Below are 16003 nucleotides of genomic sequence, written 5' to 3' on the forward strand. Positions count from 1 at the left end.
ATTTCGCGTGCGCGGAAGGGGGGCGCCCTTCCGCGCGGCGCGGTCTCAGCCGCGCGAAAGGCGCTCGGTGAGACGGGACTTGGCCTCGGGCCACTCGTCGGCGAGCATCCCGAAGTAGGCGGTGTCGCGCCAGGTGCCGTCGGGCCGCAGGCGGTTGCGGCGCTGGATCCCCTCGAACTGCGCGCCGAGGCGCTGGACGGCGTTGCGGGAGCGCTCGTTGAGGGCGTCGGTCTTCCAGTAGACCCGGCCCATGCCCAACTCCTCGAAGGCGTGGGTGAGCAGCAGCAGCTTGGCCTCGGTGTTGACCGCCGTGCGCCAGACCGAGCGGGCGTACAGGGTGGCGCCGATCTCCAGGTACTCGTCCTGCGCGCTGAAGTCGTGGTAGCCGGTCATGCCGACGGCCCGGCCGCTCGGGAGGTCGACGGCGGTGAAGAAGACCGCCGTCCCGGCGTCCGTCTCCGCGATCCTCGTGTCGACGATCCGGCCGAGCTCCTCCTCCGTTCCGGGTGTGAGGCACATGCTCCAGCGCCACACCTCGGGGTCGGGGCCGACGGTGGCCCAGAGGTCGGCGAGGTGGCGGCGCTCCAGCGGCTCCAGGCGGATGTGGCGGCCGGTGAGGGTGACGGGGGCGGGAAGCTTCGCGGTCATGGTGCGAACGTAGACGGCTTTTGCACTAGAGGCAAGAGATTCCTGCACTAGTTCAAAGTGTGAAAGGCGGGCAGAACGAAGGCCCGGCGGGATCTCCCGACGGGCCTTCGTCTCAACTGCTCGATCAGATGAACGAGTTGATCTGGATCGTCTCGTCACGGCCGGGGCCGACACCGATCGCCGAGATCGGGGCGCCGGACATCTCCTCCAGCGCCTTCACGTACGCCTGGGCGTTCTTCGGCAGGTCGGCGAAGGTCTTCGCCTTGCTGATGTCCTCGGTCCAGCCGGGCAGCGTCTCGTAGATCGGCTTGGCGTGGTGGAAGTCGGACTGGTTGTACGGGAGTTCCTCGACGCGCTTGCCGTCGATCTCGTACGCGACGCAGACCGGGATCTGCTCCCAGCCGGTGAGCACGTCGAGCTTGGTCAGGAAGAAGTCCGTCAGGCCGTTGACGCGGGTCGCGTAGCGCGCGATCACGGCGTCGAACCAGCCGCAGCGGCGGTCGCGACCGGTGGTCACACCGCGCTCGCCGCCGATGCGGCGCAGGGCCTCGCCGTCCTCGTCGAGCAGCTCGGTCGGGAACGGGCCCGAGCCGACGCGGGTGGTGTACGCCTTGAGGATGCCGATGACCCGGTCGATCTTGGTCGGGCCGATGCCGGCGCCGGTGCAGGCGCCGCCCGAGGTCGGGTTCGACGAGGTCACGAAGGGGTACGTGCCGTGGTCGACGTCGAGCAGGGTGCCCTGGCCGCCCTCCAGCAGGACGACCTTGTTCGCCTTGAGCGCCTCGTCCAGGACGAGGGTGGTGTCGGCGAGGAAGGGCCGGATCTTCTCCGCGTAGCCCAGGTACTCCTCGACCACCAGGTCGGCCGGCATGGCGCGGCGGTTGTACAGCTTGACCAGGATCTGGTTCTTGTCGTGCAGCGCCGCCTCGATCTTCTGGCGCAGGATCGACTCGTCGAACAGGTCCTGGACCCGGATGCCGATGCGGTTGATCTTGTCCGCGTAGGCGGGGCCGATGCCGCGGCCGGTGGTGCCGATCTTGCGCTTGCCGAGGAAGCGCTCGGTCACCTTGTCGATGGTGCGGTGGTACGGCGTGATCAGGTGGGCGTTGCCCGAGATCAGCAGCTTCGAGGTGTCGATGCCGCGGTCGTTCAGGCCGGCCAGCTCGGAGAGCAGCACACCCGGGTCGATCACGACGCCGTTGCCGATGACCGGCGTGACGTTCGGGCTGAGGATGCCGGAGGGGAGCAGGTGCAGGGCGTACTTCTGGTCGCCGATGACCACCGTGTGACCGGCGTTGTTGCCGCCCTGGTAGCGGACGACGTAGTCGACGGAGCCGCCGAGGAGGTCGGTGGCCTTCCCCTTGCCCTCGTCCCCCCACTGAGCGCCAACGAGCACGAGTGCCGGCACAGGCGTACACCCCTTCCGGTTGGGGCATCCTGCGTAGGCCGCAGTCTGCCCCGAGATAGACGAAGCCCCTGGCGCAGTAGCGCAAGGGGCTCTTGCACCGAGAGATTACCTGAGGAAGGACCGGTCGTGTCGTCCCAGTCCACGCCCGTGAACGGCGGCCCCGAGCCGATCCTGCTGCTCCTCGACCCGGTGGCCCGGCAGGTCGACGGGGAGTCGGTGCGGATCGCGAAGGACGTGCTCTGCGGAGGCGCGGACGTCAAGGTGGCCCATCCGGAGACCCCGTCCGAACTCGACCGGCTGCTTTCGCACCGGGGCCGGAGACGACCGGTGGTGATCGGTTCCGACCTCGCGCTCCAGCGGGTGCTGCAAGCCCTGTACCGCCAGCGTGAGCTGGGCGCGGAACCGGTGGGCATGGTTCCGGTCGGCCGCGCCGAGGAGGTGGCGGCGGCCCGCGCGCTCGGCGTGCCGACGGAGCCGGTACGGGCCGCGCGGGCGGTGCTGTCCGGCATCGCGCGCAGGCTGGACCTGCTCGTGGACGACGGCGGCGGGGTGGCCCTGGGCGGGGTGCGGATCATCGGGGGCGGCGCCCGGCGTCCGGTGGGCCGAACGGGTGGCTGGCGTTCGCTATGGGCGAAATTGGCTGCGGCCGAGCAGGCGAACGCACTCAGCGCCGAAGCGGTGGACCACAGCCCCCGCGTCCGGGTCGAGGCGGACGGGCGGCTGCTCGCCGACGTCCACCGTCCGGTCCGGCTGGTCGAGCTGACCCTGCCGGCGGACGGCGTGCTGGAGGTGGTGGTCCGCGCCCTCGGCGCGGAGGTGCGCGCCAGGGCGGCCAGCGTCTCGGTGGTCGGCCGGGGCTTCGGCTACGAGGCGGACGGCCACCCCGTCGGCCCGGTCCGCGCCCGGACGTGGACGGCCCACCCCGGCGCCTGGGACCTGCTGCTCCCCGCCGCCTGAGCGGGCCCCTCGACCGACCCCCGGCCGGCTCCCGTGCTCCGGCGGGCCCCGAATGACGCCGAGGTGAACCCCGGGTGAGCAGGCTCACTTTCCCGCCCGCCCCGCCGGCCCCCGTCGTACGCCCCCGAATCCCCAACGGGCGCGAACCACAAGGCCAACCGCCCTCCGCCGGAATTCCCCCCACCCGAATTCCCCGCCCCGTAAGGGGTTTTGTCTACGCGCGTCGCCCGTCCCCGGCCCGCTGATCAGGGCATCCCGCGTTCCGGAAGCCCTGGTCAACTGCCCTAGACTCGAAGGCGTGCCACGTGGTGACGGAAGACTCAACCACGATCTTCTTCCCGGCGAGAAAGGCCCCCAGGACGCTTGCGGCGTCTTCGGTGTCTGGGCTCCCGGCGAGGAGGTCGCCAAGCTCACGTTCTTCGGCCTTTACGCCCTGCAGCACCGCGGTCAGGAATCCGCGGGCATCGCAGTGAGCAACGGCTCCCAGATTCTCGTCTTCAAGGACATGGGGCTCGTCTCCCAGGTCTTCGACGAGGCCTCCCTGGGGTCGTTGCACGGGCATATCGCCGTCGGACACGCCCGCTACTCGACCACCGGGTCCTCGGTCTGGGAGAACGCCCAGCCGACCTTCCGCGCGACCGTCCACGGTTCGCTGGCCCTCGGGCACAACGGAAACCTGGTGAACACCGCCGAACTGGCGGCCATGGTCGCCGACCTGCCCGGTGAGGAGCACGTCTCGCGCTCCGGCCGGACGGCCGCGACCAACGACACCGACCTGGTGACCGCCCTCCTGGCCGGCCACCCGGACCTCTCCATCGAGGAGACGGCCAAGGTCGTGCTGCCCGAGGTCAAGGGCGCCTTCTCGCTCGTCTTCATGGACGAGCACACCCTCTACGCCGCCCGTGACCCGCAGGGCATCCGCCCGCTGGTCCTCGGCCGGCTGGAGCGCGGCTGGGTGGTCGCCTCCGAGACGGCGGCGCTCGACATCTGCGGCGCCTCCTTCATCCGCGAGGTCGAGCCCGGCGAGCTCATCGCCATCGACGAGAACGGCATGCGCAGCAGCCGCTTCGCCGAGGCCAAGCCCAAGGGCTGCGTCTTCGAGTACGTCTACCTGGCCCGCCCCGACACCTCCATCGCCGGCCGCAACGTGCACCTCTCCCGCGTGGAGATGGGCCGCCGCCTGGCGAAGGAGGCCCCCGTCGAGGCCGACCTGGTGATAGCGACGCCCGAGTCCGGCACCCCCGCCGCGATCGGGTACGCCGAGGCCAGCGGCATCCCGTACGGCTCCGGCCTGGTGAAGAACGCCTACGTGGGCCGCACCTTCATCCAGCCGAGCCAGACCATCCGCCAGCTCGGCATCCGCCTCAAGCTCAACCCGCTGCGCGAGGTCATCGCCGGCAAGCGCCTGGTGGTCGTCGACGACTCGATCGTCCGCGGCAACACCCAGCGCGCGCTGGTGAAGATGCTGCGCGAGGCGGGCGCCGCCGAGGTGCACATCCGGATCTCCTCGCCGCCGGTGAAGTGGCCCTGCTTCTTCGGCATCGACTTCGCCACCCGCGCGGAGCTGATCGCCAACGGCATGACCATCGAGGAGATCGGCCGCACCCTCGGCGCGGACTCGCTCTCGTACATCTCGATCGACGGCATGATCGAGGCCACCAAGCAGCCCAAGGACAAGCTCTGCCGGGCCTGCTTCGACGGCGAGTACCCGATGGAGCTGCCGGACCCGGCGCTGCTCGGCAAGCTCCTGCTGGAGGCCGAGATCAAGGGCGGCCAGCAGCAGCCGGCCGTCCGCGGCAAGCCGACCAGCGGCGGCGACCTGGACGGCGTCCAGTCGCTGCTCGGCGGGGCGGGCGCGGCCGACGCGCTGCGCCGCCCGTAAGAGCGCACGGTGGGGTCCCGCGAACCGGGGCCCCACCGCTGTTTCGAGAACCACCCCCCCCACCTGACCCGAAAGGGCCGCACGCGTGACCAGCAACCAGAACGGCGCCACCTACGCCGCCGCCGGTGTCGACATCGAGGCGGGCGACCGCGCCGTCGAGCTCATGAAGCAGTGGGTGAAGAAGGCCAACCGCCCCGAGGTGGTCGGCGGTCTCGGCGGCTTCGCCGGCCTCTTCGACGTCTCCGCCTTCAAGGACTACGAGCGTCCGCTGCTGGCCTCGGCCACCGACGGCGTGGGGACGAAGGTCGCCATCGCCGCCGCCATGGACAAGCACGACACCATCGGCCACGACCTGGTCGGCATGGTCGTGGACGACATCGTGGTCTGCGGCGCCGAGCCGCTGTTCATGACCGACTACATCTGCGTCGGCAAGGTCGTCCCGGAGCGGGTCGCCTCCATCGTCAAGGGCATCGCCGAGGGCTGCGCCCTGGCCGGCTGCGCCCTGGTCGGCGGCGAGACCGCCGAGCACCCGGGCCTGCTCGGGCCGGACGAGTACGACGTCGCGGGCGCCGGCACCGGCGTGGTCGAGGCCGACGCGCTGCTGGGCTCCGAGCGCGTGCGCGCGGGCGACGTGGTGATCGCCATGGCCGCCTCGGGCCTGCACTCCAACGGCTACTCGCTGGTCCGCCACGTGCTGCTGAACGAGGCCGGCTGGAAGCTGGACCGCAGGGTCGAGGAGTTCGGCCGCACCCTCGGCGAGGAGCTGCTGGAGCCGACCCGGATCTACTCGCTGGACTGCCTGGCGCTGATCCGCGCCACCGAGGTGCACGCCTTCTCGCACGTCACCGGTGGCGGCCTGGCGGCCAACCTGGCCCGGGTCATCCCGAACGGCCTGCACGCCCGCCTGGACCGCGGCACGTGGACCCCGCTGCCCGTCTTCCGCACCGTCGCCGAGGTCGGCCGGGTGGCCACCCTGGAGATCGAGAAGACGCTGAACATGGGCGTCGGCATGGTCGCCGTCGTCCCGCCGCACTCGGTGGACGCGGTGCTGTCGATCCTGGAGGACCGCGGCGTCGAGTCCTGGCTGCTGGGCGACATCGTCGAGCGCACCGACGAGCACGACGGCGGCGCGGCCCTGTACAACGCCTATGAGGGCTTCGCGACCCGCTGACCCGCCCGGTGACGTACGAGGAGGGCCCCCACGGCGCATGCCGCGGGGGCCCTCCTCGTACGGTCAGGAACCCGGCCGCGCGGGAACGACCGCGGGAGCGTCTGCGGGAACGCCGAAGACCGGCCCGGCGCCCAGGGCGCCCGGACCGGTCCGGCGAAGCTGTGGGTTACGAGCGGCTGCGGGCCTGCGAGGGCCCGGTGCCCGGCTCGGTGTCGTCCTCGTCGTCGAGGTCGGCGTAGCGGGCGGCGTACTCCGCGTACGGGTCGTCGTCCTCCTCCTCCTCTTCGATCGGCTCCGGCTCGATCGGAGAGGTGGACGGCGATACGCCCAGCTCGTTGGACAGACGGTTAGCGTCGAACCCGCCGCTGTTGTACTTCAGCTCGCGGGCGACCTTCGTCTGCTTGGCCTTGGCCCGGCCGCGCCCCATGGGTCGACCCCCTCAACGATGGGGCTCACGGCCCCGAGTCTGACACGTGTTCATGTTCAGGACCGGCCGCGCCCGAATGGGAGGACCGTCCCTTGGAGCATTAACGGTACCCGTTTCCGCCGCTGGACGGTACGTCGTCAGTGTGACGTGGCGCGCACCGACCGCATCCGTGGCCAGGTCTTCCCAGGTCAGCGGAGGTTTTGCGGCGGTTTGCACGCTGTTCGGTGGTGGCTCGGGTCCGTCGTTCCGAGAACGATTATCCCCCCTAGGGGGACGTGGGATCACCCGTTCGGGCGGAGAAGTGAGAATCCGGTTCCACATCGTGATGCGCGGGGGGCGGGTGGGGGTCGCCCGACGTGGGCCCCCCGCGCAACGCGGGGTATCGGATCAGGCGCGGCGGGCGGCCGGCAGCAGCACGGTCCGCAGGGCGCTGATCTCGCGCATCCGCTTCTCCGCCAGGCGGTCGGCGGCGACGGCCGGGGGGACGCCGTCGGAGGTGGCGCGGGTGAAGATCTCGAGGGTGGTGTCGAAGATCCTCGTGGCCTTGTTCTTGGCCCGCTCGAAGTTGAAGCCGTCGATCTCGTCGGCGACCTGGATCACGCCGCCGGAGTTCACCAGGTAGTCCGGGGCGTAGAGGATGCCGCGGTCGGCGAGGTCCTTCTCGACGCCCGGGTGGGCCAGCTGGTTGTTGGCCGCGCCGCAGACCACGGAGGTGCCGAACTCGCCCAGGGCCGCGACGACGTCGTCGGTCAGGGCGCCGCCGAGGGCGCAGGGGGCGTAGACGTCCAGCTTGGCCTGGAGCAGGGCGGTGGTGTCGGCGACGACCTCCACCTCCGGGTGGGCGGCGCGCACGCGGTTGACGGCGGCCTCGAAGGGGTCGGTGACGACGACGGTGGCGCCGTCCGCGACCAGGTGGCCGACCAGGTAGTGGCCGACCTTGCCGACGCCCGCGACGCCGACGCGCTTGCCGCGCAGGGTCGGCTGGCCCCAGCGGGCCTGGGCGGAGGCGCGCATGCCCTGGAAGACGCCGAAGGCGGTCAGGATGGAGGAGTCGCCGGCGCCGCCGTGCTCGGGCGAACGGCCCGTCACGAACGAGGTCTCGCGGGCGATGACGTCCATGTCCTGCACGTAGGTGCCCACGTCGCAGGCGGTGATGTAGCGCCCGCGCAGGGACTCCACGAAGCGGCCGTACGCGCGGAGCATCGCCTCGTTCTTGTCCTTGTTGGGGTCGCCGATGATGACGGCCTTGCCGCCGCCGAGGTCGAGCCCGGCGAGCGCGTTCTTGTAGGACATGCCGCGCGAGAGGTTGAGCGCGTCCTCCAGGGCCGCCTCCTCGGAGGCGTACGGGAAGAAGCGGGTGCCGCCGAGGGCGGGGCCGAGCGCGGTGGAGTGGATGGCGATGATCGCCTTCAGACCGGAGCTGCGGTCGTGGCAGAGGACGACCTGCTCGTGGCCGTCGCCGGCGCCGTCCTGCTCCGTGCGGAAGATCCTGCTGAGCACTCCGGGTGCGGGGTGCGTTGCCGGGGTCTGTACGTCGGTCACTGTGGTGACTCCAGTATGAAAGGCCCGCTGCTGTGGTGCGGGCGCCCTACGGCGAAGCGTAGTCGCGCGGGGGCGGCCGTTCCCCGGTTCCGTCCGAGGTGGGGGCGGTTGTCCGAGGAATGAGACGTGAGGGGGTGCGGAGTGCGGGCGCGAACGGTTCGGGTCCGCGCCCTCCCGGGCGTCGGTGGTGCGTGCGACCATGCAGGACGTGACCGTCGTGCGTACGTCCGTACAGCCGCCCTACGCCGCCCACCTGCGGGTGTACGAGCCGCTGGCGGCCTATCCGGAGCCCGAGCGCGCGCACTGGCAGGCGTACGCGGCCGAGCACGGGCCGGACGCGACGGAGGCCGGGCAGCCGGTGGCCGAGGCGGTGCTGGAGGAGCAGCGGGAGGCGCTCGCGGAGCTGGCCTCGCGCACGCCGAGGGCGCTGCCGGAGCGGGAGAGCGGGCGGGCGTTCCTGCGGGTGCTGGACGGCGTCCTCTACGTCTGCCCGTGGGCGACGCGGCTGCGCAGCTGGCAGGCGCTGGAGGGCATGCGGGAGGCGGCGCCGGTGGCGCTGCTGGAGACGGCCCTGCCGGCGGCGGTGCGGGAGGCCGCGGAGGCGGCCCGGGAGCGCTGGAAGGCGGAGCACCCGGACGCGCGGCCGTGGATCCTCACCAGCCGGTGGGAGGTCCCGGTGCGGTGGTTCCTGCCCTTCGGGGACGAGGACCGCTGCTTCCTGCCGCCGGAACCGCCGGAGGGACCGGGCGGGGTGGACGGCCAGGGCGGGGTGGACGGGCGGGTGCGGGCGGCGGCGCTGTACTACCTGGTGCCCATGTCGCAGGCGCGCCGCCGGGTGGCGCGGGCGTACCGGGCGCTGCGCGAGTGGGTGCCGGAGGGGGAGCTGGTGCGGGGGGCCGAGCGGACCGGGCGGTGGCTGGAGGAGTTCCATCCGCGCTCGCTGGTGGAGTTGGATTACGGGGGCCTGGTGCACCTGCTGGGCCCCGAGCGGCTGTCGGCGGACCGCTCGGCGGGGGAACTGGAGGAGGGGCTGCGGGCGCTGCGGGCCGGGGACCCGGCGGAGGCGCTGCGCGTGTACGGGGAACTGACGGTGCGCTGGCGCGGGGTGCTGGCGCTCAGGCACGCGAACTGACGTCCGAGCAGCCGTGTTTGACTGTAAGGGCCCTACGTCCTCGGGAGCCGATGACCAAGGTCCCGGTTCGGGTCAATACCTGTCGAACGTGACACTACTCACCGTTGACGCGAACTTACCCCTATGTGCAAAAATGGGACAACCAGCCCAACTTCACGTGAGCGTGCCCACTTTTGGGTGGTTCTGGAGTCGATGCGTGCTTTGCGGGGAAACGGAGGGTCTGGTCCCACCGTAACCGGTCGTCATCACCGCGTGACTGTCCGTTATGGGGTGGTCCATCGCCATCCGTCGGCCTTGAACCCGTGAGGGGTCAATTTTGGCGGTTTGGTCGATAGGGCTGGACGGATGGTGTAGTTGTAGACACCAGGACAAGCCGTTCGTCCTATAACCGACTCGGCCCGTCTATGCCATTTCGGGCATCGCGGGCCAAGGTGCAGAATTTGAAGGATAGAACCGCCCTGGTTCGGTTCTCCGAGGAGGCCGCTCATGACCGCTCGTACCCCTGATGCTGAGCCCCTGCTGACGCCGGCAGAGGTTGCCACCATGTTCCGCGTTGACCCGAAGACGGTCACCCGCTGGGCCAAGGCGGGCAAGCTGACGTCGATCCGCACGCTCGGTGGTCACCGCCGTTACCGCGAGGCGGAGGTGCGTGCTCTGCTGGCCGGGATTCCCGCTCAGCGCACCGAGGCATAAGCCGCTGCTCAAGCGGCCCAAGGCTCTTTAAAGGGGCTGCTTACCGGACTCCGCCGGGTCCGGTAAGCAGCCCCTTTGCCGTACCCCGGGCCGGCGTTCCAGGTGACGGAATGTTGAACTCCGGATAACGATTCGACGCGCGTGATACGGGGGGGATTTACAGTGAATAACAGTGCAATTTTACATATTAAATTAACGGGGTCCGGGATGGGGCGGAAGACGACCGTTCTCGGGAGGGGTCGGGTGACGACCGTCACGCGTGCCGCGCCTTGTGGTCTAGACCTAGTCCGGGGTAAAGGCCGGATGTCAAAAAGCGAGAGGCCCGGAACCTGACGGTTCCGGGCCTCCGGCACTACGGCGATCCTGACGGGACTTGAACCCGCGACCTCCACCTTGACAGGGTGGCGAGCTAACCAACTGCTCCACAGGACCAGAGTGTTCTGATCTCGTTCACTCGCTTGCCGCGCTGCGAACAAGACAGATCGTAGCCCATGGTGGGCCTCCAGGTCGAACTGGCTCCTGGAGGCCCACCCGCAGCTCAGAGCGCTGCCCGGGCAGCCTCCATCGCCTTCATGATCCGCTTCTCCGAGACCGGGCTCGGCGTCCCCAGTCCCTGGGCGAAGAAGCTGACCCGCAGCTCCTCGATCATCCAGCGGATCGCCCGCACCTCCTCCGAGGGCTGCCGGCCCGCCGGCACGGCCGCCAGCAGCTCCCCGTACGCCTGCTGCACCTGCTGGACCTTCAGCAGCTGCTGGGCGTCGCGCTGCGGGTGGTTGGGCAGCGCCTCCAGGCGGCGGTCCACCGCCAGCAGGTAGCGCTTGAGGTCCGGCAGCCGCTGCCAGGTGGTGGCCGTCACGAAGCCCGGGTGCACCAGGGAGGCCAGGTGCAGCCGGACGTCGTTCACCGCGTTCAGCAGCACCGGGCTGCTCACCGACTTCAGCCGGGTCGACGCCTTGTGGAAGGCGATCAGCGCCGTCGCCGTCTTCAGGGTGGTGTCGGCGGACAGGTCGTACAGGTCCGCGCGCACCTTGTCGTGGAGCTTGCCGAAGGCCGCCTCGTCCCAGGCCGGGCCGCCCGCCAGGGCCGTCAGCCGGTCCGTCGCGGCGGCGACCACGTCCTCGAACAGGGCGGCGATCGAGCCGTGCGGGCTGTGCGAGAGCGCCAGCTTGGCCTGGTTGCCCAGGCGGCCCTGGATCGACTTCGCGGGGGAGGAGGTGGTCAGCATCAGCAGCCGCCGGGTGCCCTCCCACATCGCCTGCTGCTGCGCCTCCGGGGTGTCGAACAGCTTCACGCCCACCGAGGCGCCCTCGTCCACCAGCGCCGGGTAGGCGCGCAGCGAGTGGCCCTTGGAGCGCTGCTCGAAGGTGCGCTGCAGCACCGGCAGCGAGGCCGGCCAGGCCGTCAGCCCGCTCTGCTCGATGCCCCGGCCCGAGGCGGCCGAGGAGAGCGTCTCCTTGAGCTTGGGCTTGAGCCTGAGCCGCAGCTCCTCCAGATCCTTGGACTCGGCGAGCCTGCGCTTGCCGTCCACCACCCGGAAGGTCACCTTGAGGTGCTCCGGCACCCGGGAGTCGTCCCAGGCCTCCGGGGGCACGGTGATCGCCGTCAGGCGCTTCAGGGCGTGCTCCAGGGCCGGGAGCAGCGGCTCCTGGCGGTCCTTCACCGCGCGCAGCGCCGCCTTGGCGAAGTCCGGCGCGGGGACGAAGTTGCGCCGGATCGCCTTCGGCAGCGACTTGATGTACGCGGTGACCAGTTCCTCCCGCAGCCCCGGGATCTGCCAGTCGAAGCCCTCCGCGGTGACCTGGTTGAGCACCGGCAGCGGGATGTGGACGGTCACGCCGTCCGCGTCGCTTCCCGGCTCGAACTGGTACGTCAGCTGGAAGCGCAGCTTGCCCTGCTGCCAGTGGTCCGGGTAGTCGGCCTCGGTGACGCCGCCGGCGGCGTCGTTGATCAGCATCGACTTCTCGAAGTTCAGCAGGTCCGGCTGGTCGTGCCGGGCCTTCTTCCACCAGGAGTCGAAGTGCCGGGTGGAGACGACGTCCTCGGGCAGCCGGGCGTCGTAGAAGTCGAAGAGGGTCTGGTCGTCCACCATGATGTCGCGGCGGCGGGCCCGGTTCTCCAGCTCCTCGACCTCGCCGAGCAGCTTGCGGTTCTCGGCGAAGAAGCGGTGGTGGGTCTCCCAGTCGCCCTCGACCAGGGCGTTGCGGATGAACAGCTCGCGGCAGAGCTCCGCGTCGATCTTCCCGTAGTTGACCTTGCGCTGGGCGACGACCGGCATCCCGTACAGGGTGACCTTCTCGTAGGCCAGGACGGCGCCGGCCTTCTTCTCCCAGTGCGGCTCGCTGTAGCTGCGCTTGATCAGGTGGCCGGCCAGCGGCTCGACCCACTCCGGCTCGATCTTCGCGTTGATCCGCGCCCAGAGGCGGGAGGTCTCCACCAGCTCGGCGGACATCACCCAGCGCGGGGGCTTCTTGAACAGGCCCGAGCCCGGGAACACCGCGAAGCGGGCGCCGCGGGCGCCGCCGTACTCGCGCTTCTCCACGTCGTACAGGCCGATGTGGGAGAGCAGGCCGGCCAGCAGTGACTGGTGGATGCGGTCCGCGTCCGGCTCGGCGTCGGGATGCGGCTCCTCGATGGTGACGCCCAACTGCTTCGCCACCGTACGGAGTTGGGTGTAGATGTCCTGCCACTCCCGTATCCGGAGGTAGTTCAGGAACTCCGACTTGCACATCCGGCGGAACGCCGAGGAGGACAGCTCCCGCTGCTGCTCGCGCACGTAGCGCCACATCGCGAGGAAGGAGAGGAAGTCCGAGGTCTCCGAGTTGAAGCGGCGGTGCCGCTCGTCGGCCGCCTGGCGCTTCTCGGCCGGGCGCTCGCGCGGGTCCTGGATGGAGAGCGCGGCGGCGATCACCATCACGTCGCGCACGCAGCCGTTGCGGTCGGCCTCCAGCACCATGCGGGCCATCCGCGGGTCCACCGGGAGCTGGGCCAGCTTGCGGCCCAGGTCGGTGAGGCGCTTGCGCGGGTCCTTCTCCTCCGGGTCGAGGGCGCCCAGTTCGTGCAGCAGGTGGACGCCGTCCTTGATGTTGCGCGAGTCCGGCGGGTCCAGGAACGGGAAGGCGGCGATGTCGCCCAGGCCCGCCGCCGTCATCTGCAGGATCACCGAGGCCAGGTTGGTGCGCAGGATCTCGGCGTCGGTGAACTCGGGGCGGGAGAGGAAGTCCTCCTCCGAGTACAGCCGGATGCAGATGCCGTCCGAGGTGCGGCCGCAGCGGCCCTTGCGCTGGTTGGCGCTGGCCTGGCTGATCGCCTCGATCGGCAGCCGCTGCACCTTGGTGCGGTGGCTGTAGCGGGAGATGCGGGCCGTGCCGGGGTCGATCACGTACTTGATGCCGGGGACGGTCAGCGAGGTCTCGGCCACGTTGGTGGCCAGGACGATCCGGCGGCTGTGGGAGCGCTGGAACACCCGGTGCTGCTCGGCGGAGCTGAGGCGGGCGTACAGGGGGAGGATCTCGGTGTTCTTCAGCTTCAGCTTGGTCAGGGCGTCGGCGGTGTCGCGGATCTCCCGCTCGCCGGAGAGGAAGACCAGGATGTCGCCCGGGCCCTCGGCCTGGAGCTCCTCGGCGGCCTCGCAGATCGCCTGCACCTGGTCGCGGTCGCGGTCCGCGTCGTCGGCCTCGTCCTCGTCGCCCTCGTCGACGATCGGGTGGTAGCGGACCTCCACCGGGTAGGTGCGGCCGGAGACCTCGACGATCGGGGCGTCGCCGAAGTGGCGGGCGAAGCGCTCCGGGTCGATGGTCGCGGAGGTGATCACGACCTTGAGGTCAGGGCGGCGGGGGAGCAGCTGCTTGAGGTAGCCGAGCAGGAAGTCGATGTTGAGGCTGCGCTCGTGCGCCTCGTCGATGATCAGGGTGTCGTACTGGTGCAGGTCGCGGTCCGTCTGGATCTCCGCCAGCAGGATGCCGTCCGTCATCAGCTTGACCAGCGTCTGCTGGCCGACCTGGTCGGTGAACCGGACCTTCCAGCCGACCGCCTCGCCCAGCGGGGTGTTCAGCTCCTCCGCGACGCGGTCGGCCACCGTACGGGCCGCGATCCGGCGCGGCTGGGTGTGGCCCACCAGGCCCCGCACACCCCGGCCCAGCTCCAGACAGATCTTCGGGATCTGCGTCGTCTTGCCGGAGCCGGTCTCGCCCGCGACGATCACCACCTGGTGGTCGCGGATCGCCGCCAGGATCTCGTCCTTCTTCTGGCTGACCGGCAGCTCGGCGGGATAGCTGATCCTCGGCACGGCGCCGCGGCGCTGCTCCACCAGCAGCTCGGCGCGGTCGATCTCGGCGCCGATCTCGTCGGCGATCTTCTGCCGGGCCTCCGGCTTGCGGACCCGGCGGGCCCCCTCCAGCCGGCGCCCGATCCGCACCTGGTCGCGCAGGGTCAGTTCGGGCAGACGGGCGGCCAGCTCACCGATGCCGGGCCCGGCGCTCTGCGCGGCGTCGGCGGCGGTGGACTGGGCTGCGGGAGAACTCACTGCGGGCATCCCTCTAGGTTCGCAAGGAGGCACGGTGGCGCGCACCTCGGTTTTCGAGCCCCTCCAGTGTCACAGCCTCCGCCGGGCTCTCGCGAACAGCGCCCGTCCGCCGGGATGCAACGGTTCGCAGGGCGGACGGGATCGGAGGGGGTGAGGAGGTGCCCATGGAAGCCCAGAAGAGCGCACGGGACGAGGAGTTCCGGGCGTTCGCCGGCGGGGTGTGGAGCAGGCTGTACCGATCGGCCTATCTGCTCGCGGGGGAACGCCACGGGGCGGAGGACCTGGTCCAGCAGGCGCTGGAGCGGGCGTACGTCGCCTGGGGAAGGGTCCGGGCGGCCGACGACCCGTACGCGTACGTGCGCCGGATCCTGATCAACGAGCACGCCAAGCGGTTCCGGCGGCGCCGGCCCGCCGAACAGCTGGTCACCGACGTCCCCGACCGGCCCGCGCCGGCCGGGCCGGACGCCGAGGACCGGGCCGCGCTGCTCGCCGCCCTCGGCACGCTGCCGCCCCGGCAGCGGCAGGCCGTGGTGCTGCGGTACTGGGAGGACCTCTCCGAGACGCAGGCCGCGGCGGCCATGGGCTGCTCGGTCGGCACGGTGAAGAGCCAGGCCGCGCGCGGGCTGGCCAAGCTGCGGGGGGCCTCCTCGCTCAGTGGACTGACCAACGTCGGAGGTGGGAGATGAACGAGGAGTCCGTGTTCGGAGCCGGGAAACCGGCGGAGGCTTCTTCGGCTGCCGAGGCTTCGGCCCGGCTGGGGGAGCTGGCCGGCAGTGTGGAGATCGGGCCGGTGCCGTACGACCGGCTGGTCGCCGGGGGCCGGCGGCGGCTGCTGCGCCGTCGCCTGGTGACCGCCGGGGCGGCCGCGGCGCTGGTGGCGGCGGTCGGCGGGGGGGTGGTGTTCGCGACCGTACGGGGGTCGGGCGCGGACGTCACCGTGGCCGCCGCGCCGACCACGGCCGCGGCCGCCGCGCCCGTCGTCACGCCGAGCGCCGCGCCCACGCCCGCGCGGGACCCGTACACCCCGATCCGGGTGAAGCTCGGCGAGGGCACCCGGGACGGCCACACCTGGCAGGCCTGGGCCGCGCTGTGGCCGGCCGCCCCCACCAAGGAGGCCGCCCACCGGCAGGCGCAGCTGATCTTCGAGGACCGGCACGCGGCCATCCCACAGCTGCCCAAGCCCACCGAGGCCGAGGTCGACCGCTCCTGGCGGCCGGACATGGACGAGGTGAACCTCTACCTCACCCTGGACGGCAAGCGGCAGGTGGACGACTCCACGCACCAGGTCGACGCCCCGGGCTCGCCCGGCTCGAAGGACGGCTCCAGCAGCCCCACCGCGAACGGCGGGACGATGCTCGGGTTCAAGGGCGGGGAGATGGGCGCCTCCCCGGTGGTCGTCGCCGGGGTCAAGCCCAAGGTCGCCAAGATCGTCGTCACCTGGCGCACCGGCGGCTCCACCGAGGCGGTGCCCGTCGCCGTCGCGGACTCCGGCACCCGGTGGTTCGCCATCGCCCGGAAGCCCGGCTCGGACGCGGAGACCTTCACCTACTACGGCGCGGACGGCGCGGTGCTGGGCACCGACACCGGGTGGTTCCGCAGCTCCTGACCGGCTGGTTCTGCG

At 71.1% G+C, this 16003-nt stretch carries 12 protein-coding genes and 1 tRNA gene; 7 read left to right on the top strand and 6 right to left on the bottom strand.

Going from position 1 to position 16003, the window contains the following annotated elements:
• Positions 1 to 45 precede the first annotated feature (45 nt).
• Positions 46 to 648, bottom strand: a complete 603-nt coding sequence (locus tag ACIBCA_RS14425; RefSeq protein ID WP_396283190.1) for a GNAT family N-acetyltransferase — start codon at positions 646 to 648, stop codon at positions 46 to 48.
• A 124-nt stretch (positions 649 to 772) separates the two neighbouring features.
• Positions 773 to 2056, bottom strand: coding sequence for an adenylosuccinate synthase (locus ACIBCA_RS14430; protein ID WP_396283191.1), 1284 nt, complete (start codon positions 2054 to 2056; stop codon positions 773 to 775).
• A 126-nt stretch (positions 2057 to 2182) separates the two neighbouring features.
• Here ACIBCA_RS14430 and ACIBCA_RS14435 point away from each other — a divergent pair, with 126 nt between their 5' ends.
• The 3 genes from ACIBCA_RS14435 to purM all read left to right on the top strand — a co-directional run bounded on the left by ACIBCA_RS14435 (position 2183) and on the right by purM (position 6066).
• Positions 2183 to 3013, top strand: coding sequence for a diacylglycerol kinase (locus ACIBCA_RS14435; RefSeq protein ID WP_396283192.1), 831 nt, complete (start codon positions 2183 to 2185; stop codon positions 3011 to 3013).
• Between the two features lie 298 nt (positions 3014 to 3311).
• Positions 3312 to 4895 (top strand): amidophosphoribosyltransferase, encoded by a 1584-nt coding sequence (purF, locus tag ACIBCA_RS14440; RefSeq protein WP_396283193.1) that lies wholly within the window; start codon positions 3312 to 3314, stop codon positions 4893 to 4895.
• A gap of 85 nt (positions 4896 to 4980) precedes the next feature.
• Positions 4981 to 6066, top strand: a complete 1086-nt coding sequence (gene purM / locus ACIBCA_RS14445) for a phosphoribosylformylglycinamidine cyclo-ligase (protein WP_396283194.1) — start codon at positions 4981 to 4983, stop codon at positions 6064 to 6066.
• 166 nt (positions 6067 to 6232) lie between these two features.
• Here purM and ACIBCA_RS14450 read toward each other — a convergent pair whose 3' ends face one another.
• Both ACIBCA_RS14450 and ACIBCA_RS14455 read right to left on the bottom strand, forming a co-directional pair.
• Positions 6233 to 6493, bottom strand: a complete 261-nt coding sequence (locus ACIBCA_RS14450) for a DUF3073 domain-containing protein (protein ID WP_396283195.1) — start codon at positions 6491 to 6493, stop codon at positions 6233 to 6235.
• 387 nt (positions 6494 to 6880) lie between these two features.
• Positions 6881 to 8035 (bottom strand): Glu/Leu/Phe/Val dehydrogenase dimerization domain-containing protein, encoded by a 1155-nt coding sequence (locus tag ACIBCA_RS14455; RefSeq protein ID WP_396283196.1) that lies wholly within the window; start codon positions 8033 to 8035, stop codon positions 6881 to 6883.
• Between the two features lie 199 nt (positions 8036 to 8234).
• Here ACIBCA_RS14455 and ACIBCA_RS14460 point away from each other — a divergent pair, with 199 nt between their 5' ends.
• Both ACIBCA_RS14460 and bldC read left to right on the top strand, forming a co-directional pair.
• The gene (locus ACIBCA_RS14460; protein ID WP_396283197.1) at positions 8235 to 9167 is read left to right on the top strand and encodes a hypothetical protein; all 933 of its coding nucleotides are present in this window, start codon (positions 8235 to 8237) and stop codon (positions 9165 to 9167) included.
• 486 nt (positions 9168 to 9653) lie between these two features.
• Complete coding sequence (gene bldC / locus ACIBCA_RS14465; RefSeq protein WP_014137253.1) at positions 9654 to 9860, top strand: developmental transcriptional regulator BldC; 207 nt, start codon at positions 9654 to 9656, stop codon at positions 9858 to 9860.
• Positions 9861 to 10218: 358 nt separating this feature from the next.
• On the opposite strand, the gene ACIBCA_RS14470 is transcribed toward bldC, so the two are convergent.
• Together ACIBCA_RS14470 and hrpA are read right to left on the bottom strand one after the other, a co-directional pair.
• A tRNA-Asp gene (locus tag ACIBCA_RS14470) sits at positions 10219 to 10292 on the bottom strand.
• Positions 10293 to 10398: 106 nt separating this feature from the next.
• Positions 10399 to 14391: an ATP-dependent RNA helicase HrpA gene (gene hrpA / locus ACIBCA_RS14475; RefSeq protein WP_396283198.1), complete on the bottom strand. Its 3993-nt coding sequence runs from the start codon at positions 14389 to 14391 to the stop codon at positions 10399 to 10401.
• Between the two features lie 155 nt (positions 14392 to 14546).
• Here hrpA and ACIBCA_RS14480 point away from each other — a divergent pair, with 155 nt between their 5' ends.
• Entirely contained in the window at positions 14547 to 15068 is a 522-nt protein-coding gene (locus ACIBCA_RS14480) for a SigE family RNA polymerase sigma factor (protein ID WP_396283199.1), read from the top strand.
• Complete coding sequence (locus tag ACIBCA_RS14485) at positions 15065 to 15988, top strand: hypothetical protein (protein WP_396283200.1); 924 nt, start codon at positions 15065 to 15067, stop codon at positions 15986 to 15988. The genes ACIBCA_RS14480 and ACIBCA_RS14485 overlap by 4 nt, the downstream gene beginning before the upstream one ends.
• Positions 15989 to 16003 lie beyond the last annotated feature (15 nt).

It is taken from the genome of Kitasatospora sp. NPDC051170 (assembly GCF_044455705.1).
Classification (GTDB): domain Bacteria; phylum Actinomycetota; class Actinomycetes; order Streptomycetales; family Streptomycetaceae; genus Kitasatospora.

Excerpts from the sequence above, each read along its gene's own strand:
- ACIBCA_RS14425 (WP_396283190.1), bottom strand. The coding sequence starts at position 648 with ATGACCGCGAAGCTTCCCGCCCCCGTCACCCTCACCGGCCGCCACATC.
- ACIBCA_RS14450 (WP_396283195.1), bottom strand. The coding sequence starts at position 6,493 with ATGGGGCGCGGCCGGGCCAAGGCCAAGCAGACGAAGGTCGCCCGCGAG.
- ACIBCA_RS14460 (WP_396283197.1), top strand. The coding sequence starts at position 8,235 with ATGCAGGACGTGACCGTCGTGCGTACGTCCGTACAGCCGCCCTACGCC.
- bldC (WP_014137253.1), top strand. The coding sequence starts at position 9,654 with ATGACCGCTCGTACCCCTGATGCTGAGCCCCTGCTGACGCCGGCAGAG.
- hrpA (WP_396283198.1), bottom strand. The coding sequence starts at position 14,391 with ATGCCCGCAGTGAGTTCTCCCGCAGCCCAGTCCACCGCCGCCGACGCC.
- ACIBCA_RS14480 (WP_396283199.1), top strand. The coding sequence starts at position 14,547 with ATGGAAGCCCAGAAGAGCGCACGGGACGAGGAGTTCCGGGCGTTCGCC.
- ACIBCA_RS14485 (WP_396283200.1), top strand. The coding sequence starts at position 15,065 with ATGAACGAGGAGTCCGTGTTCGGAGCCGGGAAACCGGCGGAGGCTTCT.